The sequence below is a fragment of the Serratia sp. CY33525 genome, from assembly GCF_052169115.1.
GTDB lineage: Bacteria > Pseudomonadota > Gammaproteobacteria > Enterobacterales > Enterobacteriaceae > Serratia > Serratia sarumanii.
Window position 1 is genome coordinate 1 of record NZ_JBJNLK010000006.1, and the last position, 22630, is coordinate 22630.

Annotated in this window: 22 protein-coding genes; 3 read left to right on the top strand and 19 right to left on the bottom strand. The window is 59.9% G+C overall.

The features are described 5' to 3' along the window. Positions 1-39: 39 nt before the first annotated feature. Genes hemG through pepQ form a run of 4 tightly spaced genes read right to left on the bottom strand, consistent with a single transcriptional unit; the run spans position 40 to position 4027 of the window. Positions 40-573 (bottom strand): menaquinone-dependent protoporphyrinogen IX dehydrogenase, encoded by a 534-nt coding sequence (gene hemG / locus ACJ8IM_RS15710; RefSeq protein ID WP_033655124.1) that lies wholly within the window; start codon positions 571-573, stop codon positions 40-42. A 21-nt stretch (positions 574-594) separates the two neighbouring features. Next, positions 595-2046, bottom strand: a complete 1452-nt coding sequence (gene trkH, locus ACJ8IM_RS15715; protein ID WP_004934492.1) for a Trk system potassium transporter TrkH — start codon at positions 2044-2046, stop codon at positions 595-597. Between the two features lie 35 nt (positions 2047-2081). After that, the gene (locus ACJ8IM_RS15720; RefSeq protein ID WP_033649682.1) at positions 2082-2696 is read right to left on the bottom strand and encodes an IMPACT family protein; all 615 of its coding nucleotides are present in this window, start codon (positions 2694-2696) and stop codon (positions 2082-2084) included. Next, positions 2696-4027 (bottom strand): Xaa-Pro dipeptidase, encoded by a 1332-nt coding sequence (gene pepQ / locus ACJ8IM_RS15725; RefSeq protein ID WP_033649681.1) that lies wholly within the window; start codon positions 4025-4027, stop codon positions 2696-2698. Before pepQ ends, ACJ8IM_RS15720 begins: the two co-directional genes overlap by 1 nt. Before the next feature lie 430 nt (positions 4028-4457). Between pepQ and fadB the strand changes: the two genes are divergently transcribed. Both fadB and fadA read left to right on the top strand, forming a co-directional pair. Continuing rightward, positions 4458-6647 (top strand): fatty acid oxidation complex subunit alpha FadB, encoded by a 2190-nt coding sequence (fadB, locus tag ACJ8IM_RS15730; protein WP_033655125.1) that lies wholly within the window; start codon positions 4458-4460, stop codon positions 6645-6647. 10 nt (positions 6648-6657) lie between these two features. Then, entirely contained in the window at positions 6658-7821 is a 1164-nt protein-coding gene (gene fadA, locus ACJ8IM_RS15735) for an acetyl-CoA C-acyltransferase FadA (protein ID WP_060425116.1), read from the top strand. Between the two features lie 172 nt (positions 7822-7993). On the opposite strand, the gene fre is transcribed toward fadA, so the two are convergent. The 3 genes from fre to pepE form a co-directional block, all read right to left on the bottom strand. Further along, positions 7994-8695, bottom strand: a complete 702-nt coding sequence (gene fre / locus ACJ8IM_RS15740) for an NAD(P)H-flavin reductase (protein WP_004934474.1) — start codon at positions 8693-8695, stop codon at positions 7994-7996. Positions 8696-8745: 50 nt separating this feature from the next. Continuing rightward, complete coding sequence (gene ubiD, locus ACJ8IM_RS15745) at positions 8746-10242, bottom strand: 4-hydroxy-3-polyprenylbenzoate decarboxylase (RefSeq protein ID WP_025304926.1); 1497 nt, start codon at positions 10240-10242, stop codon at positions 8746-8748. A gap of 86 nt (positions 10243-10328) precedes the next feature. After that, a complete protein-coding gene (pepE, locus tag ACJ8IM_RS15750) occupies positions 10329-11054 on the bottom strand; it encodes a dipeptidase PepE (protein ID WP_101455721.1) in 726 nt (241 codons plus the stop codon). Between the two features lie 245 nt (positions 11055-11299). On the opposite strand from pepE, the gene rfaH reads away from it, so the two are divergent. After that, positions 11300-11788 carry a transcription/translation regulatory transformer protein RfaH gene (gene rfaH, locus ACJ8IM_RS15755; RefSeq protein WP_004934466.1) on the top strand — a complete coding sequence of 163 codons (489 nt, stop codon included), beginning with the start codon at positions 11300-11302 and terminating at the stop codon, positions 11786-11788. Between the two features lie 45 nt (positions 11789-11833). Here rfaH and hemB read toward each other — a convergent pair whose 3' ends face one another. From hemB to udp, 12 genes are all read right to left on the bottom strand, one after another. Then, positions 11834-12856: a porphobilinogen synthase gene (gene hemB, locus ACJ8IM_RS15760; RefSeq protein ID WP_033636707.1), complete on the bottom strand. Its 1023-nt coding sequence runs from the start codon at positions 12854-12856 to the stop codon at positions 11834-11836. Positions 12857-12870: 14 nt separating this feature from the next. Next, positions 12871-13653 (bottom strand): 3'-5' ssDNA/RNA exonuclease TatD, encoded by a 783-nt coding sequence (tatD, locus tag ACJ8IM_RS15765; RefSeq protein ID WP_033655127.1) that lies wholly within the window; start codon positions 13651-13653, stop codon positions 12871-12873. Positions 13654-13706: 53 nt separating this feature from the next. Further along, positions 13707-14477, bottom strand: a complete 771-nt coding sequence (gene tatC / locus ACJ8IM_RS15770; RefSeq protein WP_033649673.1) for a Sec-independent protein translocase subunit TatC — start codon at positions 14475-14477, stop codon at positions 13707-13709. Between the two features lie 3 nt (positions 14478-14480). Next, complete coding sequence (tatB, locus tag ACJ8IM_RS15775) at positions 14481-15050, bottom strand: Sec-independent protein translocase protein TatB (RefSeq protein ID WP_033655129.1); 570 nt, start codon at positions 15048-15050, stop codon at positions 14481-14483. Positions 15051-15053: 3 nt separating this feature from the next. Further along, on the bottom strand, positions 15054-15317 hold the full coding sequence (gene tatA, locus ACJ8IM_RS15780) for a Sec-independent protein translocase subunit TatA (RefSeq protein WP_033636704.1): 264 nt from the start codon (positions 15315-15317) through the stop codon (positions 15054-15056). 80 nt (positions 15318-15397) lie between these two features. Next, complete coding sequence (gene ubiB / locus ACJ8IM_RS15785) at positions 15398-17029, bottom strand: ubiquinone biosynthesis regulatory protein kinase UbiB (RefSeq protein ID WP_033655130.1); 1632 nt, start codon at positions 17027-17029, stop codon at positions 15398-15400. Then, a complete protein-coding gene (gene ubiJ / locus ACJ8IM_RS15790; RefSeq protein ID WP_033636702.1) occupies positions 17026-17634 on the bottom strand; it encodes a ubiquinone biosynthesis protein UbiJ in 609 nt (202 codons plus the stop codon). The genes ubiB and ubiJ overlap by 4 nt, the downstream gene beginning before the upstream one ends. 13 nt (positions 17635-17647) lie before the next feature. Continuing rightward, entirely contained in the window at positions 17648-18403 is a 756-nt protein-coding gene (gene ubiE / locus ACJ8IM_RS15795) for a bifunctional demethylmenaquinone methyltransferase/2-methoxy-6-polyprenyl-1,4-benzoquinol methylase UbiE (RefSeq protein ID WP_025304918.1), read from the bottom strand. A 78-nt stretch (positions 18404-18481) separates the two neighbouring features. Beyond that, positions 18482-20029, bottom strand: coding sequence for a DNA recombination protein RmuC (gene rmuC / locus ACJ8IM_RS15800; RefSeq protein ID WP_033655131.1), 1548 nt, complete (start codon positions 20027-20029; stop codon positions 18482-18484). Between the two features lie 140 nt (positions 20030-20169). Then, on the bottom strand, positions 20170-20700 hold the full coding sequence (locus tag ACJ8IM_RS15805) for a DedA family protein (protein ID WP_033649669.1): 531 nt from the start codon (positions 20698-20700) through the stop codon (positions 20170-20172). 79 nt (positions 20701-20779) lie between these two features. Beyond that, entirely contained in the window at positions 20780-21562 is a 783-nt protein-coding gene (locus tag ACJ8IM_RS15810; RefSeq protein WP_033636699.1) for a tyrosine-protein phosphatase, read from the bottom strand. Positions 21563-21692: 130 nt separating this feature from the next. Beyond that, complete coding sequence (udp, locus tag ACJ8IM_RS15815; protein ID WP_004934432.1) at positions 21693-22454, bottom strand: uridine phosphorylase; 762 nt, start codon at positions 22452-22454, stop codon at positions 21693-21695. Positions 22455-22630: the final 176 nt, after the last annotated feature.

Consider the following 22630-nt stretch of genomic DNA (forward strand, 5'->3'; position numbering starts at 1 on the left):
GATTTTTTCGGCAAAACGCTGGCCAAACCCGCGTTTTTGTCACTTTTCGTACGGGATCTGGCTAAATTCCTGGGCGAAACGATCGACCTGCTGCCAATCGGTGTACTCCACTTCCTTACTGGTATCCGTTTCACCACCCGTCATACGCATAATAAATTGAATCATGATGCGGTCGAACCAGCGATAGCGCGGATAACGCAATGCGCCGGCAAAAACCGCGCACTGTTTTGGCTGCCACGGCGAGGTCAGCAGAAACTTGCGGGTATAAGCGTTGGTTTGCGGCGAGCGCTTTTCCGGTTTGCGCGCCGTCAGGTTCACGGCAAAGAACGCGCTCGGCATTCGATTCAGCTGCTCGGCATGACGTTTGACGAATTTATCCAGCGCCGGGTTAAAGTGCCCGTAACGGATAGAAGCACCGATCATCACCAACTGATACTGATTAAGGTCGACCTGTTCCGCCTGCAGCAGATCGATCACCTCACAGCGCAGCGTATCCTGCAATTTGCTTGCTATATAAGAAGCGATAGCACGTGTTTGCCCGTCACGGCTCGAATAAAGTATCAATGCCTTCATGGCGTACTCCTTATATCAGGCTCACTCACGCCAGAAGGTTGGCGTGAACAGCACCAGCAATGTAAACACTTCCAGGCGCCCGAACAGCATCGTCACCACCAGGATCCACTTGGCCGCCGCCGGCATCGTGGTGAAGTTATCCGCCACTACGCCCAGGCCGGGGCCGAGGTTATTCAGCGTTGCCGTCACTGCGGCAAACGCGGAGAAATCATCAACGCCGGTAGCAATGATCGCCAGCATGCTGACGATAAACACCAGCGCATAGGCGGAGAAAAATCCCCACACCGCCTCCAGAATGCGTTCCGGCAGCGCGCGGTTGCCCAATTTGATGGTATAGACCGCGTTAGGGTGCACCAGCCTTTTCAACTCGCGCGAGCCCTGCAGGTACAACAGCAGAATACGGATCACCTTCAGGCCACCGCCGGTCGAGCCGGCGCAACCGCCGATGAACGCCGAGCACAACAACAGCATCGGCAGGAACAGCGGCCACTTGGCGATGCTGTCGGTCGTAAAACCGGCCGTGGTCGCCATCGATACCACCTGGAAGAACGCCTGATTGAGCGTTTCCATACCGCTCTTATAGACGCCATGTCCCCAGAGCACCAACGTGCACACCACCACCAGCGTCAGCTGGACGAAGATGAACATGCGGAATTCAGGATCGCGCCCGTATACCTTCAGACTGCGGCCGCTGAGCAAAGCAAAGTGCAGGCCGTAGTTACAGCCGGAAATCAGCAGGAACACGGCGATGATGGTGTTGATGGTCGGACTGGCGTAATAACCGATACTGGCGTCGTGGGTAGAAAAGCCGCCGATGGCGATGGTCGAGAAACTGTGGCCGATGGCATCGAACACCGACATTCCGGCTCCCCAGAGCGCCAGCGCACAGGCTACGGTCAGCAACACATAGATTAGCCACAGGGTTTTGGCTGTTTCGGCGATGCGCGGGCGCATCTTGTTATCTTTCAGCGGCCCGGGCATTTCCGCCCGATACAGCTGCATGCCGCCGACGCCGAGTATCGGCAGTATCGCCACCGCCAACACGATGATCCCCATGCCGCCCATCCATTGCAGCATTTGGCGATAGAACAGAATGGCCTTCGGCAGCGAATCCAGTCCCACCAGCGTCGTCGCACCGGTGGTCGTCAGCCCCGAGAAGGATTCAAAGAAGGCGTCGGTCAGCGACAAGTTGGGCCGTTCAGAAAACAGGAACGGCAATGCCCCCACGCTGCCCAGCACGGTCCAGAACAGCACGACGATCAGGAAGCCTTCGCGGGGTTTCAGTTCGTGTTTCTGTTTGCGGTTCGGCCACCACAGCATCAGACCGATGGTCAGCGCCACGAAGAAGGTTTGGCTGAACGCGCGCCCCGCCCCATCGCGGTAAATCAATGCCACCAGGCCGGGAATAAACATCGTCCCGGAGAACAGGATGACCAGCAGACCAACGATACGGGTTATGGCGCGAAAATGCATTTCAGCACGATCCTTAGCAATTCAATTGGGAGGAATTATTGCGAAATGGGGGTTAATTGCAAATTACCGCGACTAAGATCACGCAATTTATTCCCAAACAGCTCGACCTCGGTGGCCGGCAACGCCAGATGCAGCACGACGGCGGCGCCGTATTCGCCCTGCAGGATCCGACCTGCGGTTTGCTGCAGCAAGTTCTCCACCAACGCCAACTGCGCATAGTCGCACTGCAAGATATATTCGGCTTCCGGCACCTTTTGAGCCAACGCCAGCTGCTTCAACGCCTGTTGAACACCGTTGCCATAGGCTTTCACCAATCCGCCGGTGCCCAACTTGACGCCGCCGTAGTAACGAACGACCACGGCGGTCACTTCCCCGATACCGCTGCCCATGAGCTGCGCGAGGATCGGTTTGCCGGCGGTACCCGACGGCTCTCCGTCGTCGGAGAATCCCAACTGCTGCGAGTCATCGGGGCTGCCGGCGACGAAGGCCCAACAATGGTGCCGCGCCGCCGGGTGTTCATCCCGCACCTGCTGAATAAACGTCTTTGCCGCTTCTACCCCGCTGGTCGGCGCCAGCAGGGTGATAAAACGGCTCTTCTTTATTTCTTCGGTAAAGCAGGTTGCTTCCGCCGGTATCGGATACGGCCGCATCAGGCCAGGTTCAGATCGCGCGTCATGTTCTCGATGCGCTTTTCGTGGATCACTATGTTGTCTTCGATGCGGATGCCGCCATACGGCTTCAGCGCATCGATGCGATCCCAGGCGAAGTGCTGCTTGAACTCACCGCTGCGCCACGGCGCCAACAGAGACTCGATGAAGTACAGACCTGGCTCGATGGTCAATACCATGCCCGGCTGCAACACGCGGGTGCAACGCAGGAACGGATACTTGGCCGGCGCCGCCAGATGGGTGCCTTGCTCGTCCTGCATAAAGCCGGCGGCGTCGTGCACCTGCAGGCCCAGCGGGTGGCCCAGCCCGTGCGGCAGGAACGGCGTGGTGATGCCCGTTTCAACCATCGCCTCTTCGCTGAGGCCGTTCACCAGCTTGTGATTCTTGAGCAGCTTGGCGATGCGCTGGTGCATCTGCACATGGTAGTCGGTATAGCGCACGCCGGTTTTGATGGTGTCGATCAGCGCCAGCTGTTCACCGTTGAGATCTTTCACCAGATGGGCGAATTCGCTGCCGCTTTGCGCTGCGTAGGTGCGGGTCAGATCGGCGGCGTAGCCGTTGTATTCCGCGCCGGCGTCGATCAGGAAACTCAGGGATTCGGCCGGCGGCTGATGATCCAGCTTGGTGTAGTGCAGTACCGAAGCGTGTTCGTTCAGCGCCACGATGTTGTCATAAGGCACGTCGGTATCGCGGTGGCCTGTCGCCGTGAGGTAGGCCAGATTGATGTCGAACTCGCTCATGCCGGAGAGGAAGGCTTCATGCGCCGCACGATGGCCGGTTACCGCCGTCTTCTGCGCTTCGCGCATGCAGGCCAGCTCGTAGCCGGTTTTGATCGAACGGTGGAAATCCAGGTAGTTCAACACCGCTTTCGGGTTGATATTTTCCGAAGGGATGCCGAGATCGCGGGCGCGCTGTTGCGCATAACCGATATAGCCCACGCGCTCGCGCTGCGGCGGAAGCTGCTGGGCGATAGCGTCGGCGTTGGCCAGCGGCATCAATTCAAGGGATTTGGTCCAGAAACTGTCCGGCAGCGGCTCTACACTGTGCCAGTAGTCGACCGGGGAGTAGAACCACAGCTTCGGCTTGTTGACGCCATCAATCCACAACCAGCAGTTCGGCACCGACGTCACCGGCACCCAGGCTTTGAAATGCGCGTTCACTTTGAACGGATAGCTATGGTCGTCCAAAAATACCTTTTGCAGTTCACCGGAGTGAATCAGCAGCGCATCCAACTTGTTGCGCTCCAGCACTTCGCGCGCGCGTTTTTGCAGCTCTGCCAGGTGGTCGTTATACAAAGAAGCCAGCGTTTCCATCACATTACCCTTATGCCTTAGCACGAAAGAAGTCATCTTAACACAGCGCTCCGGCGCACCAACCTCATCGCGTTGGGCATGCGGAGCAGCTCGCAATTCCCGGCAAATGCCGTTACATCCGCAGTTTAACCTTAGCCAGCCGAGTGCCATCGTCAGCCCCGCATCGTCGTCGCCATGACACCAGCCGCCTTATTCATGCCTAACCTCGCCTGAATGATAAATCGCCGCTGGCAAGTGTATGGAGGCCGACAACCGCCAGCAAATGCCGATAGCACATAAAATATAACTTCGTTTTAAATCAAAACGCTAACTTGGTGAGATGTGATCCGACCAGCAAATATGCAATCTCTCATTTGCATATTTTTAACATAAAAACCACACTCCTCATCATCTGGTCATACCAGATCATACGCTGATTCAGGAGATAGACATGCTCTACCAAGGCGAAACATTACAACTGCACTGGCTCGATAACGGCATCGCCGAGCTGGTGTTCAACGCACCGGGCTCGGTCAACAAGCTGGACACCCGCACCGTCGCCAGCCTGGGCGAAGCGCTCACCGTGCTGGAAAACCAGCCTGAGCTGAAAGGGCTGCTGCTGCGTTCCTCCAAAGCCGCGTTTATCGTCGGCGCCGATATCACCGAATTCCTTTCTCTGTTCGCCGCACCGGCTGAAAAGCTGCAAGAGTGGCTGGTGTTCGCCAACAACGTCTTTAACCGGCTGGAAGATTTGCCGGTGCCGACCATTTCGGCCATTAACGGCTATGCGCTCGGCGGCGGTTGTGAATGCATTCTGGCGACCGATTTCCGCGTCGCCTCACCGGACGCGCGCATCGGCCTGCCGGAAACCAAATTGGGTATCATGCCGGGCTTCGGCGGTTCCGTCCGCCTGCCGCGCCTGCTGGGTAACGACAGCGCGCTGGAAATCATCGCCGCCGGCAAAGACGTCAGCGCCAAAGACGCGTTGAAAGTCGGCCTGGTGGATGCGGTGGTGGCACCGGAAAAACTGGCCGAAGCGGCGCTGAAAATGCTGCAACAGGCGATCGACGGCAAGCTGGACTGGCGCGCCGCGCGTCAACCTAAGCTGGAGCCGCTGAAGCTCAGCCCGATTGAAGCGGCGATGAGCTTCACCACCGCCAAAGGCATGGTGCTGCAGACTGCCGGGAAACATTACCCGGCGCCGATGACCGCAGTGAAAACCATTGAAGCCGCCGCCAAACTGGGCCGCGATGAAGCGCTGAAACTGGAAACCGCCAGCTTCGTGCCGTTGGCGCGTTCCAACGAAGCGCGCGCGCTGGTCGGCATCTTCCTTAACGATCAGTTCGTGAAGGGCCAGGCGAAAAAGCTGGCCAAGAATGTGGATGCGCCGAAACAGGCGGCGGTACTGGGCGCCGGCATCATGGGCGGCGGCATCGCTTACCAATCGGCGCTGAAAGGCGTGCCGGTGATCATGAAAGACATCAGCGACAAGTCGCTGACGCTGGGCATGAACGAAGCGGCCAAGCTGCTCAATAAGCAACTGGAGCGCGGCAAGCTGGATGGCTTGAAAATGGCGCAGGTGCTCTCGACCATTCAGCCGACGCTGGACTACGCCGGCATCGAGCGCGCGCAGGTGATCGTTGAAGCGGTCGTCGAGAATCCGAAGGTCAAAGCCGCCGTGCTGTCGGAAGTGGAAACCCTGATCGGTGAGGACACCGTTCTGGCGTCGAACACCTCGACCATTCCGATTAATCATCTGGCAAAATCGCTGAAGCGCCCGCAAAACTTCTGCGGCATGCACTTCTTTAACCCGGTACACCGCATGCCGCTAGTTGAAATCATCCGCGGCGAACAGACCAGCGATGACACCATCGCCAAAGTGGTGGCCTACGCCAGCCGCATGGGCAAAACGCCAATCGTGGTGAACGACTGCCCGGGCTTCTTCGTCAACCGCGTGCTGTTCCCGTATTTCGCCGGCTTCAGCCTGCTGCTGCGCGACGGCGCCGACTTCCGTCAGATTGATAAAGTGATGGAAAAACAGTTCGGCTGGCCGATGGGCCCGGCCTACCTGCTCGACGTCGTGGGCATCGACACCGCGCATCATGCGCAGGCGGTGATGGCTGCCGGCTTCCCGGATCGCATGAGCAAAGACTACCGCGACGCCATTGACGTGATGTTCGACAACCAGCGCTTCGGTCAAAAAAATCAGCTGGGCTTCTACCGCTATAGCCAGGACAGCAAAGGCAAGCCGCGCAAGGACAACGACGAGCAGACCGATGCGCTGCTGGCCGAAGTGAGTCAATCGCGCCAGACCATCAGCGACGAAGAAATCATTGCGCGCATGATGATCCCGATGATCAACGAAGTGGTTCGCTGCCTGGAAGAGAAGATCGTCGCCAGCCCGGCGGAAGCCGATATGGCGTTGGTCTACGGCATTGGCTTCCCTCCGTTCCACGGCGGCGCGTTCCGCTACCTGGATACGCTCGGCACCGCCAACTACGTTGAGCTGGCCCAGCGTTACGCACACCTCGGCGCCCTGTATCAGGTGCCGGCCGGTCTGCGCGCCAAGGCCGAACGCAATGAAAGCTACTACCCGGTGGCGACACCGCTGTCCGACGTCGCTACCCGCCAACCGGCATGAGGTCATAAAGATGGAAAACGTAGTTATTGTTGATGCCGTACGCACGCCGATGGGCCGTTCCAAGGGCGGCGCCTTCCGCCAGGTGCGCGCCGAAGATCTCTCCGCTCACCTGATGCGTGAAGTGCTGAGCCGCAACCCGGCGCTGGACGCCGCCGAGATCGATGACATTTACTGGGGCTGCGTACAGCAGACGCTGGAACAAGGCTTCAACATCGCCCGCAACGCCGCGCTGCTGGCCGAGATCCCGCACCGCGTGCCGGCGGTGACCGTCAACCGCCTGTGCGGCTCTTCGATGCAGGCGCTGCACGACGCGGCGCGCGCCATCATGGTTGGCGACGCAAACGTCAGCCTGATCGGCGGCGTGGAACACATGGGCCATGTGCCGATGAATCACGGCGTTGACTTCCATCCGGGGCTGAGCCGCAGCGTGGCCAAAGCCGCCGGGATGATGGGGCTGACCGCCGAAATGCTGGCCAAGATGCACAACATCAGCCGCCAGATGCAGGATGAGTTTGCCGCCCGCTCCCACCAGCGCGCGCATGCGGCGACGCTGGCCGGCTACTTTAAAAACGAGATCATACCGACCAACGGCCACGACGCCGATGGCGTGCTGACCCGTTACGATTTCGATGAAGTCATTCGCCCGGAAACCACCGTCGAAAGCCTGTCGGCCCTGCGCCCGGCGTTCGATCCGGTCAACGGCACCGTCACCGCCGGCAGTTCTTCCGCCCTGTCGGACGGCGCTTCCGCCATGCTGCTGATGAGCGAATCGCGCGCCAAAGCGCTCGGTTTGAAGGCACGCGCCCGCATCCGCTCGATGGCGGTCGTCGGCTGCGATCCTTCCATCATGGGTTACGGCCCGGTGCCGGCCAGCAAACTGGCGCTGAAACGCGCCGGTCTGAGCGTGCAGGACATCGATCTGTTCGAGCTGAACGAAGCGTTCGCCGCCCAGTCGCTGCCGTGCATCAAGGATCTGGGGCTGATGGACAGCATCGACGACAAGATCAACCTGAACGGCGGCGCCATCGCGCTCGGCCACCCGCTGGGGTGTTCAGGCTCCCGCATCTCGACCACCCTGTTGAACAACATGGAACGTCGCGACGCGCAGTTCGGCCTGGCGACCATGTGCATCGGCCTGGGTCAGGGCATCGCCACCGTCTTTGAACGCGTTTAGCTGTGTCTATCTTGGGATGACCGCGTCACCACTTCAAATCGCGGCATCCCGCCAAGTTTAGTTGCCGTTCTTCCCGCCTGTCAGGGGCGGGTTTTTTATGCCTGACGTTTGCCGGCGCCCAAATAAAAACGGGGCGACCCTCGGCCACCCCGTTCACTGCGCATCGCATCGGTCAGATAAACGAAAACGCGTCACCGAACATATGCGCTTCCAGCGCGCCGCGCTCGGCGCAGAAACGCTCACGGGCGATTTTCGCCATCTCGAAACGCCCGGCGATATAGATGTCGTGCTCCGCCAGCGTGCCGAAATCCTGCAGCACCGCGCTGAGCACGGTGCCGCTGCGGCCGCGCCATTCGGCTTCCGGCTGCTCGACCACCGGGATCACCTTCAGATTCGGATGCTGCAACGACAGCGCTTCCAGCTCGCTCAGATCGTACAGGTGCTTCAGCTCACGCCCGCCCCAGTAGATAGAAATATCTCGATCGGGCTGCTGCTCCAACGCGGTCAACAGGATTGAACGCGCATAAGAGAAACCGGTGCCGCCGGCAATCAGCACCAGCGGACGGCTGCCCTCTTCCCGCAACCAGGCGTCGCCGTGCGGCACGTCGACGGTGATCGCCTGCTCTTTCAGAATGCGATCCATCACCGCCATGGCGTACAGATTCAGCTCCGAAGCGCCGATGTGCAGCTCGATGTAATCTTGCTGCGTCGGGGTAGATGCCAGCGAGAACGGGCGCTTGTCGCGCTCGTCCATTACCACCATCAGATATTGCCCTGCCTTGAAAGAAAACGGCTGCTCGGGCACCAGACGTACCCGATAAACCGTATCGGTAATGGCCTCTACCGAGGTCACTTTACAGCTCAATATTGTCATGCGTTCCCTCTGTCGGGTCATCAATGCAAAGCTGAGAACAGGGTCTGACGCTACAGCGTCGGTTCCCTGTCACTGAAGATTGCGAGCTCATCCCAGATTTCGTCGACGCGCGCACGTACCTTTTCATCCATCTGAATCGGACGGCCCCATTCGCGATCGGTTTCACCCGGCCATTTATTGGTGGCGTCCAGCCCCATCTTCGAACCCAGGCCGGAAACCGGTGAGGCGAAGTCCAGATAGTCGATCGGCGTATTCTCCACCAGAACGGTATCCCTTGCCGGATCCATTCGTGTGGTGATCGCCCAAATTACGTCGTTCCAGTCGCGCGCATTGACGTCGTCATCGCAGACGATAACAAATTTGGTGTACATAAACTGCCGCAGGAACGACCAGACACCCATCATCACGCGTTTAGCGTGGCCGGCGTACTGTTTCTTCATGGTCACTACCGCCAGGCGGTACGAGCACCCTTCCGGCGGCAGATAGAAATCGACGATTTCCGGGAACTGCTTTTGCAGAATCGGCACGAACACTTCATTCAGCGCCACGCCCAGGATCGCCGGCTCATCCGGCGGCCGGCCGGTGTAGGTCGAGTGGTAGATCGCGTTGCGGCGCTGGGTGATGTGGGTGACGGTGAATACCGGGAACTGGTCGATTTCATTGTAGTAACCGGTGTGGTCGCCGTACGGGCCTTCCGGCGCCATTTCACCCGGCTCAATATAGCCTTCCAGCACGATTTCGGCGCTGGCGGGCACTTCCAGATCGTTGGAAAGGCACTTGACCACTTCGGTTTTATTGCCGCGCAGCAGCCCGGCAAAAGCGTATTCAGACAGGGTATCCGGCACCGGCGTCACCGCGCCGAGGATGGTGGCGGGATCGGCGCCCAGCGCCACCGCAACCGGGAAACGCTCGCCGGGGTGCGCCTGGCACCACTCCTGATAATCCAGCGCGCCGCCGCGATGCGACAGCCAGCGCATGATCACTTTATTCTTGCCCAGCACCTGCTGGCGATAGATGCCGAGATTTTGCCGTTCCTTATGCGGGCCGCGGGTCACCGTCAGCCCCCAGGTGATCAGCGGCGCGGCGTCTTCCGGCCAGCAGTGCATCACCGGAATACGGCCCAGATCGACGTCCTCGCCCTGCCATACCTGCTCCTGACAAGGCGCAGACCCCAGCACCTTGGTCGGCATATTCAGCACCTGCTTGAACTTCGGCATTTTGTCGAACAGATCGCGGAAGCCTTTCGGCGGCTCCGGCTCTTTGAGGAACGCCAGCAGTTTGCCGACTTCGCGCAGCGCGCTGATGTCTTCCTGCCCCATGCCCATCGCTACGCGATTGGCGGTGCCGAACAGGTTGCACAGCACCGGCATGTCGTAGCCTTTCGGGTTTTCAAACAGCAATGCCGGGCCGCCCGCCCGCAGGGTGCGATCGGCAATCTCCGTCATTTCCAGGTAAGGATCGATCGGCTGGCTGATGCGTTTTAGTTCCCCTCTCTTCTCCAGCAACGAGAGGAAATCGCGTAAGTCACGGTATTTCATGCTGATCATTATAACGGCCAGTGGGGAGGGCATTATAAGCCCTCTTCACGGTTGTTGCTGCAATTTTGTTAACGCCGCCCGCCATCGGGTGGCCCTCAGCCGCAGTTGAACGGCACCAGCGCAGCCAGCGCACGCGTATCCTGATATTCGCGCGTCTCCTCGCCGTGGCGGAACACCTTGAAGCCCTGCTCGTTGGCGCTGAAGTAACGCAGCTCGTTGCCTTCAACGTGCAGCAGGCTGCCTTCACGCAACGCCACCACCGATTCACTTGGGTTGATCGCGCAGAACTCCGCCAGGCGCTCGTCTCGGGTTTCGCCCATGTGGCCGCTGATATGCGCGTCGATGTAATGCGGGTTGATTTGCACCGGGAACAGCCCCAGCGCCGGCAGCACCACGCTGCAGCGCACCGGCATATCATTGGTGGTGCGAATGCTCGGCGTGGCCACGTTGCAACCGGCGCTCCAGCCGACGTAAGGCACTTCACGCTCGCGCACCGCGCGCTGGATGGGCACGATCAGGCCTTGTTCGTGCAGCATTTGGTTCAGCAACCAGGTATTGCCGCCGCTGACCAAAATGCACTCCGCCTGCGCGATCGCCGCCGCCGGCGAAGCGGCGTGGTGGATACTGGTGACTTCGATGCCCAGCGTTTGCGCCAGCTCCTGCGCACGCTGGTCGTAGTCGTAACGGATCAGCGCATAAGGGATAAAGACGGCGGATTTGATGCCGCGACGCGCAATCATCGCCAGCAGTTGGCTTTTGGCATACCCCAGCAGCTCGGCTTCGCCAGACAGCTTGCCGTTGCTCAACAGAAACAGCTCCATTTATCTTCCCTCGGTCAAAAACGATGAATAGCGTCACAGCCGGTGGCGCAACGCCTTGCCATACTGTGACGGTAACAAATTTTTAGCCCTCTGTTATACCAGCGCCGTATCGATAAGTGTGTGACCCCTCGCTAATAGCCGCATATTCATAGAGATAGGTGATGTTACACGCTGAAACTTGCATCACTATGTATCCGGAAGCGCTTTTGATATGCTTACCGGCTGGCAGAAAGGCATGTGAAATTATGGAATCCTGGTATCTACTTTATTGCAAACGCGGTCAGCTGTTGCGGGCGCAGGAACATCTGGAACGGCAGCAGGTAAACTGCCTCAGCCCGATCATCACGCTGGAAAAGATCGTGCGCGGCAAGCGTATCGCGGTCAGCGAACCCCTGTTTCCCAACTATCTGTTTGTGGAGTTCGACCCGGAGCGCATTCACACCACCACCATCAGCGCCACCCGCGGCGTCAGCCACTTCGTGCGCTTCGGCGCGCTGCCGAGCGTCATCCCGAGCAAGGTGATCGATGAGCTGCGCACGCACGCCAGCGAAACCTATGTCGATCCGGAAACCCCGCAGCCGGGGGATACCGTCCTGATCGTCGACGGCGTGTTCGAAGGGCTGCAGGCGATCTACACCGAGCCGGACGGCGAGGCCCGCTCCATGTTGTTGCTGAACCTGATCAACAAACAGGTCAGCCAAAGCATCGACAACCGACAGTTCCAGAAGATGTAATGCAAAAGGCGCCCTCAGGCGCCTTTTTGTTGGCTCATTTCACGCTTAGCGACGCATCGCGTCGTCGTGCAGCCACTGGGCGACACGCTTGGCGAAGTAGGTCAGCACGCCGTCGGCGCCGGCGCGTTTGAAGCACATCAACGACTCCATCACCGCTGGCTGCTCCTGCAGCCAGCCGTTCTGAATCGCCGCCATATGCATGGCGTACTCACCGGACACCTGATAAGCGAAGGTTGGCACGCCGAAGGTATCCTTCACGCGGCGCACAACGTCGAGGTACGGCATGCCCGGTTTCACCATCACCATATCCGCGCCTTCCTGCAGATCCTGTGCAATCTCCTGCAGCGCTTCATCGCTGTTGGCCGGATCCATCTGATAGGTCTTCTTGTTGCCACCCTTCAGATTGCCGCTGGAACCCAGCGCATCGCGGAACGGGCCGTAGTAACAGGAAGCATACTTGGCGGAGTAGGCCATAATCTGGGTATTCACCAGACCCTGCAATTCCAGACGATCGCGGATCGCCCCGATGCGGCCGTCCATCATGTCGCTCGGCGCCACGATTTCCGCGCCCGCTTCGGCATGGGAAAGCGCCTGACGCACCAGGATGTCTTTGGTCACGTCGTTAATCACATAGCCCTGCTCATCGATTACCCCATCCTGCCCGTGCGTGGTGTAGGGATCGAGCGCTACGTCAGTCAGAATGCCCAGCTCAGGCACCGCGTCTTTCAGCGCGCGCACCGTGCGCTGCACCAGCCCTTCCGGGTTATAGGCTTCTTCCGCATGCAGCGATTTCAGACCTGGCTCAATCACCGGGAACAGGGAGATCACCGGCACGCCGAGTTTGGCGATGGTTTCCGCTTCCTTGACCAGCAGATCGATCGTCATGCGCGATACGCCCGGCATCGAGGCCACTTCTTCCTGACGGTTGCTGCCTTCCATGACAAACACCGGATAAATCAGGTCGTTGACCGTCAGTTGGTTCTCGGCCACCAGGCGGCGGCTGAAGTCATGACGGCGCACGCGGCGCATACGGCGACCAGGGAAGGTGCCCGGAAATGCATAGCTCATAGTTTTCTCCTAGCTCAAACCAGCCGGAATAGCCGGCGGGCGTTCTCATCGGTTTTTTGCCCCAGCCATTGCGGCTCTTCCTGTCGCCAGACGGCGACCTGATGCACGATATGGGGCAGGAAACAGGGTTCGTTGCGGCGAGATGCGGGTTTAGGCTGTAAATCCCGGGGCAACAGATAAGGGGCGTCCGTTTCCAGCAGCAGACGCTCGGCCGGGATCTGCGGCAACAGGGCGCGCAATTCCAGGCCGCGCCGCTCGTCGCAGACCCAACCGGTAATCCCGATCGACAGGCCCAGCGACAGGCAGCTAGTTAATTCTTCGGCGGTGCCGGTGAAGCAGTGCACCACGGCCGCGGGCAGTTTATCCAACCACGGCGTCAGTAGCTCGGCAAAACGTGCGTGTGCGTCGCGGCAATGAAGAAACACCGGCAGCGCCAACTCCGCCGCCAGCGCCAGCTGCGCGGTGAACGCCGCTTCCTGCTGCGCGGGCGTCGAGAAATTGCGGTTGAAATCCAGGCCGCATTCGCCGATCGCCGCCACTTCAGGGCGCGCGGCCAACGCATAAATCTGCTCGGCGGTGTGTTCATCCCAGCCGCTGGCGTAGTGCGGATGCACGCCGGCGGTAGACCAACAGTAGCCCGCATGTTGCCGCGCCAATTCGGCGGCCTCGCGGCTCTCCGCCAGATCGGTGCCGGTAATCAACATCCCCGTCACGCCCGCGGCGCGGGCGCGTTCCACCACCGCCTGGCGATCTTTGGCGAATTGGCTGCTGGTGAGATTAACGCCGATATCAAACATGGTTTTTTCCAAAGCAAAAGCCGCCCAATGGGCGGCTTAGCAATCAATATGGCTCAGGAGGCTGGGGGTTCGTCACCCTCGTCTTCTTCTTCCGCTTGCGGACGACGCTTGCCGGTATAGAAGCGAGCGAAGAATACCCCCACTTCAAACAACAGATACATCGGTATTGCCAACAGGGTTTGCGAGAACACGTCCGGCGGCGTCAACAGCATGCCGACCACAAACGCGCCGACCAATACATACGGCCGTTTCTTCTTCAGATCTTCCGGCGAGGTGACGCCACTCCAGCACAGCAGAATGATGGCGACCGGCACTTCGAAGGCGACGCCGAACGCCATAAACAGCGCCATGACGAAATCGAGGTAGTTTTTAATGTCGGTCGCAATGGTCACCCCCATCGGCGCGGTCTTGGCAAAGAAGCCAAAGGCCAGCGGGAACACGATGAAGTAGGCGAAGGCCATGCCGAGGTAGAACAGCAGGCTGCTGGACACCAGCAGCGGCATCATCAGGCGGCGTTCATGCTTGTACAGCGCCGGCGCGATGAATGCCCACACCTGATACAGAATCATCGGCGCGGAGACAAACACCGAGACGATCATGGTCAGCTTGATCGGCGTAAAGAACGGTGACGCCACGTCGGTGGCGATCATGCTCGCCCCGGCCGGCAACTGCTTGAGCAGCGGTGCAGAAACCAGCTGGTAGATGTCGTTGGCGAAAAACACCAGCACCACGAACACCGCCAGCACGCAAATAATCGAGTTCAACAGCCGCTTGCGCAGCTCTATCAGATGACTGATAAGGGGTTGGGTATCTTCAACAGCCATGTATTAACGATCGCCACTAGGTTGGTGAGACGCTGGGATTTTATCCGCAACAGGTTCGACAGGTGCCGGCGCGGTTTCCACCGGTGCTTTGGCCGGTTGCGCCGCCACGGGCGCAGCCGGGGATGCAGCCGCAACGGCCTCAGGCTCCGCTGCCGGTTTTGGCACGGCGGCGGGCGCGCTGGCGCGGGTTGCCGCTTCCGCCGGCGTCACGCCGTCGTGCAAAGCTTCCGGATCGGTGATCTGCGGGTTATGAATGGTGTTCGCCAGCTCTTCTGTCTCGCCCCGGTAGGTGCGTTTCAATGATTCCGCCGCGTCTTTCAGCTCATCCATCGATGCCTTCAGTTCCGGCGTCAGGTTCTGCAGGCCGGCCTGTTCGGCTTTTTTCAGGCTGTCCTGCAGCTCCTGCAGCTTCAGTTCCTGAGACAGTTCGTGCTGCACCGAGGCCGCCAGCGAGCGCAGCGCGCGGATCCAGCCCGACACCGTTCTGACCGCGACCGGCAACCGTTCCGGCCCCAGAACAATCAGGCCGATCACCAGCACCAGCAGCAGCTCACTAAACCCAATGTCAAACACGGTTTATACCTGCTCTTTGTTCTTCGACTCTTCCGGTTTCACTTCCGGCTGCTTATCGGTAATAGGCTTGGCCGCGAAGTCAGCGTCATCCAGGCTGCTTTTTTCAGCCGTGTTGGGGTTCGACGGCGTATCGTCGCCGATCGCCTTTTTGAAGCCCTTGATCGAGGCGCCGAGATCGGAGCCCAGCGTGCGCAGTTTTTTGGTGCCGAACAGCAGCACCACGATCACTGCGATGATCAACAATTGCGTAATACTAATACCGCCCATTTCAATTACCTCTAATTTTAAAGGGTCTTTTAAAGCCAGCCCGCATTATAGGCTCGGCCTTACCAGAGTAACGAATTAAATCAGGTGGTTCGCTTCCAGCCAATCACCCAGCATACGATGCCGGCGGCCATCATCCAGGCGGGAAACACCTCGATTTGCCCCAGCAGCAACAGCGTACCGCTTACTAACAGTGTAGCGCCAACGCCGAACAAATAACGTGACTGCCCCTGACGAACCCGCTGAGCCTGCATTTGGTTGGTCAGCTTATCAACGCTTTGTTGCAACAGTTTATGCTGCTGCAGGCTGTCGTAAAACAGCTCGGGCAGTTCGGGCAGCTTCTCCGCCCAGAACGGCGCTTTCTCTTTCAGCGCGCGCACCACGGCAGGAATGCCGACCTGATCGCGCAGCCAGCTCTCGAGGAACGGCTTAGCGGTAGTCCACAGATCCAGCTGCGGGTAGAGCTGGCGCCCCAGCCCTTCAACATACAGCAAGGTCTTCTGCAATAACACCAGCTGCGGCTGCACTTCCATATTGAAGCGGCGCGCAGTGTTGAACAGGTTGAGCAGCACGTTGCCAAAGGAAATTTCCGCCAGCGGCTTCTCGAAAATCGGCTCGCACACGGTGCGAATGGCGAATTCGAAGTCTTCCACGTTGGTGTCGCGCGGCACCCAACCGGAGTCGACGTGCAGTTCCGCCACCTTGCGGTAATCGCGGTTGAAGAAGGCGATGAAGTTTTCCGCCAGATAGCGCTTGTCATCCTTGTTCAGCGAGCCGACGATGCCGCAGTCGATGCCGATATAGCAAGGATCTTCAGGATGTTCGTAGCTGACGAAAATATTACCGGGATGCATGTCCGCATGGAAGAAGCTGTCGCGGAATACCTGGGTAAAGAACACCTGGACGCCGCGTTCCGCCAACAGTTTCATGTTGGTGCCCTGCCGTTCAAGCGTGGCGATGTCCGAGACCGGAATGCCGTAGATGCGTTCCATCACCAATACGCTTTCACGGCAGTAGTCGGAATAAACTTCCGGTACGTACAGCATTGGGCTGCCGTCGAAATTGCGGCGCAGCTGAATGGCGTTGGCCGCTTCGCGTAGCAGGTTCAATTCGTCCAGCAGGGTTTTCTCGTACTCGCGCACCACTTCACGCGGGCGCAGACGGCGGCCGTCCGGCAACAGCTTCGGCACCCAGCCGGCCAACCGGTACATCAGCCGCACGTCGGCCTTGATGATCGGCCCGATATCCGGCCGGATCACCTTCAGCACCACTTCCTGGCCGGTGGTTTTCAACCGCGCGGTATGCACCTGCGCGATCGAGGCAGAGGCCAACGGCTGCTGATCGAAATCGTCGAACCAGGTTTCCAGTGGGCCACCCATCGCCAGCTCGATATGTTTACGCGCCAGCGCGCCGTCGAAAGGCGCCACCCGATCCTGCAGCAACGTCAGCTGATCGGCAATGTGCGGCGGAAACAGATCGCGACGGGTCGACATCATCTGGCCGAACTTGATCCATACCGGCCCCAGCTCCTGCAGCGCCAGCCGCAGACGTTCGCCCAGCGGCTTGTCCTTGTGCCGATTCGGCATCCAGAACAGCAGACGGCGGCCAAAGCGCAGCGGCAGCGTCAAACGCATTTTAGGGATCAGTTCGTCCAGCCCATAGCTGAGAAAAACGCGGACGATAAAATACAAACGGCGCAGTTCGCCTGGGGTCATCGCTTGCCCTCCAACTTGTCCATGCGGGCAAACAGCGCTTCCGCGCTGCGGGCGAGAGCATCAACTTCTTCGTTGAACCACACCACTTCCAGTGGCCCCGGCGCCAGGCGCCACTCTTCCGTCAACGTCTCCGCCATGTCCTGCTGCCGGCGCATAAAGCCGGCTTTCAGCAGCGAGGCGCCTTTTCCCAGCGCCTGCGTAATGCCCTGGGCGGCGATATCGCCGATGTAAGGCGCCAGCCACTCCGCCGGATCCCACTCCGCCAGATCGAGCAGGCCAACCAGCTGTTGCACCACCTGAATATCGCCTTCCACCGTCAATTCGCCGCTGCGCATCAGCACCGGCAACTGCTGGCGATCGCGCAGCTTCAGTAAGACGGGAATGCGGCTGCGCACCGTACAATCGGCGCTGTCTTCGGACTGCCCCAGCACGTCCACGCGCAGTTCGCTGAACACCAGCACCAGCGGTGAAGCCAGCTCTTCCAGTTCGATGCGCAGCACCTTGCCCGCCAGGCGTTGGCGAGCGGCTTTCATGCTGCGATCGCGAAACAGCAGGTTATTCAGCGAGGTTTCCAGCGCAGCGGTCAGCAGAGGGGTAAACAGCATCGGCATCTCCCTCTCAGAACTTGAAGCCGCGATGCAGGGCGACAATCCCACCGGTCAGGTTGAAATAGGTGACGTTTTCAAAACCGGCGTTGCCCATCATGCCCTTCAGGGTTTCCTGATCGGGGTGCATGCGGATCGATTCCGCCAGGTAGCGGTAGCTGTCCGGATCTTTCACCACCAGCTCGCCGATCTTCGGCAGCACGTGGAAGGAGTAGGCATCGTAAGCCTTGCTCAGCGGTGCCAGCAGCGGCTTGGAGAACTCCAGCACCAGCAGGCGGCCGCCCGGCTTGAGCACGCGGAACATCGAGCGCAGCGCTTTGTCTTTGTCGGTGACATTGCGCAGGCCGAAGGAGATGGTGATGCAATCGAAGTAGTTGTCCGGGAACGGCAGCGCTTCGGCGTTAGCCTGCACGTAATTGATGTTGCCGACGATGCCGCGATCGCGCAGTTTCTCGCGCCCCATCTTCAGCATCGAATCGTTGATGTCCGCCAGCACCACCTGCCCCTGCTCGCCGACCATGCGGGAGAACTTGGCGGCCAGGTCGCCGGTACCGCCGGCCAGATCCAGCACGCGCTGCCCGCGGCGCACGCCGCTGCAGTCAATGGTGAAACGCTTCCAGATACGGTGGATGCCGAACGACATCAGGTCGTTCATCACGTCATACTTTGCCGCTACCGAATGAAAAACGTCCGCCACCATGGCCTGTTTTTCGTCTCTAGCGACGGTGCGAAAACCGAAATCGGTGGTTTCCTGCGGTTGATCTGCCATTGTCCTGCCTGCTATTCAGTCAATTTTGTGTGGATGAGTGTACCAGAAGCTCGGAGAATACCCCACCTCGCCACGGCCTCAGCCGTGCGAAACGAAGCCCGGTTCCCCGGCGGTATCGTCATCGTCTTTCGTCTGCGGCAGCGCGGCGACATCGTCGTCGTTCGCCTCTTCCGCTTCATCGTGTTGCGCGCCGGCTTGCTGCGCCAACAGCGGGTTTATCGGCCGTTTGACCTCAACCCCCAGCGCGCGGAAACCTTCAATTTGGCCGATAAGATTACCACGGCCTTCGCTCAGTTTGTTCATCGCCTGACGATAACTGCCCTGCGCCTTGTCCAGGCTCTGCCCCAGCGCGGACATATCGTCCACGAACAGCCGCATCTTGTCATACAGTTTCGCCGCGCGATCGGCGATGCGCTGCGCGTTCTGGCTTTGATGCTCATAGCGCCACAGGTTGGTGATGGTGCGCAGCGCCACCAGCAACGTGGTCGGGCTGACCAGCATGATGTTGTGCTTGAGCGCTTCGCTGATCAGCTCCGGTTCGCGATCGATAGCCAGCAGGAAGGCGGGCTCGACCGGAATGAACATCAGCACATAGTCCAACGAGCGCAGCCCCGGCAGCTGCTGATAGTCCTTGCGGCCCAGCATGCGAATGTGGCCGCGCAGCGAGGCGATATGTTCGCTCAGCGCCGCTTCGCGCTCCACCTCGTCTTCACCGTTGAAATAGCGCTCGTAGGCAATCAGCGACATCTTGGCGTCGATCACCACGTCCTTGCCCTGCGGCAAGCGCACGATCACATCGGGCTGCATGCGGCTCTGGTGATCCACCCGCACGTTGACCTGCGTTTCATACTCGTGCCCTTCGCGCAGGCCGGAAGCCTCCAGCACCCGGCTCAGCACCACCTCGCCCCAGTTGCCCTGCGTCTTGTTGTCGCCTTTGAGCGCCTTGGTGAGGTTGATGGCTTCGCGCGCCATCTGCGCGTTCAACTGCTGCAGATTGCGTATCTCGTGCGTCAGCGTGTGGCGCTCCCGCGCCTCCTGACCAAAACTGTCCTGCACCTGCCGGCGGAACCCGTCCAGTTGTTCACGCAGCGGCAGCAGCAACCGATCCAAGCTTTGCTTATTTTGCTCGTCCACCTTGCGGCCACTGTGTTCAAAAATGCGGTTGGCGAGGTTTTCAAACTGGGTGGTGAGGCGCTGTTCGCTGTTGATAAGCAGGCGCTGCTTCTCTTCCGCCGCCATGCGCGTCTCTTCCAGACGGATGGTGACTTCGCGCAGCTCGGCCTCCTGCGCGCTGTTGACCTCGCGCTGGGCGCGCAGCTCCTGATTAAGCAGTTCACATTCGTTGCGCCAATGGTTGAGCTGTTGCAGCTTTTCATGCCCGGCCGCCAGCTGGCTGTGCAGGTTGCGTAGCTCCAGCTCGCTCTGCCGCAGCTGCTGCTCGTGGCGCTGCAGAGCCTCTTGCCGCGCCGCCGTTTCCTGCTGCGCCTGCTGCAACGCTTGCTCCAGCAACCGCAGTTCGGTTTCATGTTGCGCATTCGCCTGCTGCACCCGCAGACTGGCGATCAGCCACCCCAACAGCATGCCGATCGCGACACCGCCAATCCCATAAATCAGACTGGTATCCACCCTGCCTCCTGTTGCACCTTGCCGTTCCGGCGTTTCGCACGCCCATTGCCCGTCACGTTAAGGGGAGGCTGTATGGATGTCCAGCCTGATTTTGCCCGCCGAGCACAATATTGCGCGGCGCTGCGCAATTTAGCGAGAAATCAGCCAAGCCACTGGCTGAGCCACTTGATGCCGAATGCCCCCGGCGCCAGAATGCCGAACGCCCAGATCATCGCCGACGTGACGTTGGCTAACTGGAAATAACGCTGCGGCATGCCGCAAATGCCGCCCACCAGCGGCACCACGGCGCGCAGCGGGCCGAAGAAGCGGCCGATGAAAATGCCCAGCACGCCCCAGCGTTCAAAGAACGCGTGGCCGCGCACCAGCAGCTGCGGATTGCGCGACAGCGGCCACATATGGGCCACGCGATCCTGATAGTGATAGCCGATCCAGTAAGAGAGCCAGTCGCCGAAAAACGCCCCGACGGCGGCGGCGGCCCAAATCGGCCAAAAGGCGATGCCGCTTTCGCCGATCAGCGCGCCCAGCGCCAGCAGGATCACCGTGGCCGGCAGCAGCAGCGACAAAAACGCCAGCGACTCGCCGAACGCCAGGAAGAAGATGATGGGAATGGCCCAGCCTTCGTGCTGACGCACGACGTCGCTGACCCAGTTGATAACGTCATTGAGGCTCAATGCGGGGCTCCTGATACGCGATAATTCGCCGCCTAGGATAGGCCGGGGCGAGTTAAACCCCGGCTAAACGCGCGGCGATTTACTCGAGGTAGAACGCCTGCAGCGCTTCGCGCTGGGCTGCGCCCAGGCCGTATTCCGCTTCCAGCCAGCGGTCGGTGGAACCGTATTGCTGACGGATGCAGCCCAACGCCGTCATCAGGAACTCCTCGCGCGCGCTGAGCACGTAGGCGAATTGCTCCAGCGCCGCCGCATTCAGCTTGATAGACAGCTGATCCAGCATCTGCTCGCGGAAAGTGGCCAGCGTGGTTTCGGTCAGCAGATAGTCTTCCAGCACCGTCGCTTCGTCTGCCCCCAGCGCGAACAGCACCAGTGCCGAACCGACCCCGGTGCGATCCTTGCCGACCGCGCAGTGCTGCACGATGGCGCCGCCGCCAGGATTGCTCAACAGCTGCGCCAGCCGCTGATAGGCCGCATTGCCGAACGGCAGGCGGCGATACAGCTCCAGCATGAACGCGCGGGCGTCGAAGGCGGCCAGCGTTTCGTTGGTGAGCTTCTCCAGGTTGGCGTTGACTTCGCTGCTCAGCGGGTTAGCCGGCACGTGGTGATAGTCGGCGCCACTCCACAGAATATCCGGCTTGGCCTGCACCTCGTCGGCATCACGGTAGTCCAGCACCGAGCGCACCGGCACGCCGGCGAGAAAGGCGCAGTCGTTTTCCGTCAGCCGCTCGAGGGAACCGGAGCGGAACAGCAGGCCGCGCTTGATGCGGCGCCCGTCGGCCACGCCGTTGCCGCCGAAGTCGCGGAAATTGATGCCGCCGTCGAGCGGCGCGAGCGAAGGATGAAGCAGGATCTGGGCGGTCATAAACGTCCTCGTTGTTTTTGTTATGACAACGCGCGGCGGCCATCGGCGCAGCGCTGAGGAGTATCACCGTAACAGATTCGCCGCGAATGGAAAAACGGGCCGCGTCGGCGGCCCGTTGGGGGAAAGGCGATTACAGCAGGCGGCGGGCGGCGTCCACCACGATCTGCACCGCTTTGCTTTCGGTGTTTTTCATGGTCTCGGCGTTCGGGATCTCTTGCTGGGTGCGGTTGACGATCACCCCGGCCACCATGCCGGCACGCAGGCCCTGGCTGGCGCACATGGTCAGCAGCGTGGCGGATTCCATTTCATAGTTCATCACGCCCATCGCCTGCCACTCTTCCATCGAGCCTTTGAAGCGGCTGACCACGCGGCCGGAGTAAGTGTCGTAACGCTCCTGGCCCGGATAGAAGGTATCGGAGGAGGCGGTCACGCCGATGTGCGTGGTGGCGCCGCTGGCCTTGGCCGCTTCCACCAGCGCGGTGGTGCAGGCGAAGTCCGCGACCGCCGGGAACTCCATCGGCGCAAAGTGCAGGCTGGCGCCGTCGAGGCGTACCGCCGCCGTGGTGACCAGTACGTCACCGACGTTGATGTTTGCCTGAATGGCGCCGGTGGTGCCGATGCGCAGGAAGGTGCGAATGCCCAGCTGCGCCAGCTCTTCCACCGCGATAGAGGTAGACGGGCCGCCGATACCGGTAGAGCAGACGATCACCGCCTTGCCGTCCAGCTCCGCGCGCCAGGTAGTGAATTCACGATGGGAGGCCAGATGCACCGGATTTTCCATCAGCTTGGCAATCTTCTCTACGCGCTGCGGATCGCCCGGCACGATGGCAAGCTGGGCCCCTTGTAAATCGTTCTTGGTGAGGCCGAGATGAAAAACGTCAGACTGAGACATACGAGACTCCTCATGGATCATGTTTATTGGGAGGAACAAAAAAGCACTCTACTGAAAATCGCCGCTTAATTACGTGACGACAATCACTATGAAAAGAGAAACAAATTACATGCTACATATTTTTTGTGATTTTTATCACAAAAAAAAGAACTATGACGCATCCGGAACGCGCCGCT

What these genes read in the sequence shown, in the direction of transcription:
- hemG (WP_033655124.1), bottom strand. Translation starts at nt 573, where the DNA reads ATGAAGGCATTGATACTTTATTCGAGCCGTGACGGGCAAACACGTGCT.
- fadA (WP_060425116.1), top strand. Translation starts at nt 6,658, where the DNA reads ATGGAAAACGTAGTTATTGTTGATGCCGTACGCACGCCGATGGGCCGT.
- ubiJ (WP_033636702.1), bottom strand. Translation starts at nt 17,634, where the DNA reads ATGCTGTTTACCCCTCTGCTGACCGCTGCGCTGGAAACCTCGCTGAAT.
- pepE (WP_101455721.1), bottom strand. Translation starts at nt 11,054, where the DNA reads ATGGAGCTGTTTCTGTTGAGCAACGGCAAGCTGTCTGGCGAAGCCGAG.
- tatA (WP_033636704.1), bottom strand. Translation starts at nt 15,317, where the DNA reads ATGGGCGGTATTAGTATTACGCAATTGTTGATCATCGCAGTGATCGTG.
- rfaH (WP_004934466.1), top strand. Translation starts at nt 11,300, where the DNA reads ATGGAATCCTGGTATCTACTTTATTGCAAACGCGGTCAGCTGTTGCGG.
- ubiB (WP_033655130.1), bottom strand. Translation starts at nt 17,029, where the DNA reads ATGACCCCAGGCGAACTGCGCCGTTTGTATTTTATCGTCCGCGTTTTT.
- tatD (WP_033655127.1), bottom strand. Translation starts at nt 13,653, where the DNA reads ATGTTTGATATCGGCGTTAATCTCACCAGCAGCCAATTCGCCAAAGAT.
- ACJ8IM_RS15720 (WP_033649682.1), bottom strand. Translation starts at nt 2,696, where the DNA reads ATGCGGCCGTATCCGATACCGGCGGAAGCAACCTGCTTTACCGAAGAA.
- udp (WP_004934432.1), bottom strand. Translation starts at nt 22,454, where the DNA reads ATGTCTCAGTCTGACGTTTTTCATCTCGGCCTCACCAAGAACGATTTA.
- fre (WP_004934474.1), bottom strand. Translation starts at nt 8,695, where the DNA reads ATGACAATATTGAGCTGTAAAGTGACCTCGGTAGAGGCCATTACCGAT.
- trkH (WP_004934492.1), bottom strand. Translation starts at nt 2,046, where the DNA reads ATGCATTTTCGCGCCATAACCCGTATCGTTGGTCTGCTGGTCATCCTG.
- ubiD (WP_025304926.1), bottom strand. Translation starts at nt 10,242, where the DNA reads ATGATCAGCATGAAATACCGTGACTTACGCGATTTCCTCTCGTTGCTG.
- hemB (WP_033636707.1), bottom strand. Translation starts at nt 12,856, where the DNA reads ATGAGCTATGCATTTCCGGGCACCTTCCCTGGTCGCCGTATGCGCCGC.
- tatC (WP_033649673.1), bottom strand. Translation starts at nt 14,477, where the DNA reads ATGGCTGTTGAAGATACCCAACCCCTTATCAGTCATCTGATAGAGCTG.
- fadB (WP_033655125.1), top strand. Translation starts at nt 4,458, where the DNA reads ATGCTCTACCAAGGCGAAACATTACAACTGCACTGGCTCGATAACGGC.
- ACJ8IM_RS15810 (WP_033636699.1), bottom strand. Translation starts at nt 21,562, where the DNA reads ATGACCGCCCAGATCCTGCTTCATCCTTCGCTCGCGCCGCTCGACGGC.
- pepQ (WP_033649681.1), bottom strand. Translation starts at nt 4,027, where the DNA reads ATGGAAACGCTGGCTTCTTTGTATAACGACCACCTGGCAGAGCTGCAA.
- ubiE (WP_025304918.1), bottom strand. Translation starts at nt 18,403, where the DNA reads ATGGCAGATCAACCGCAGGAAACCACCGATTTCGGTTTTCGCACCGTC.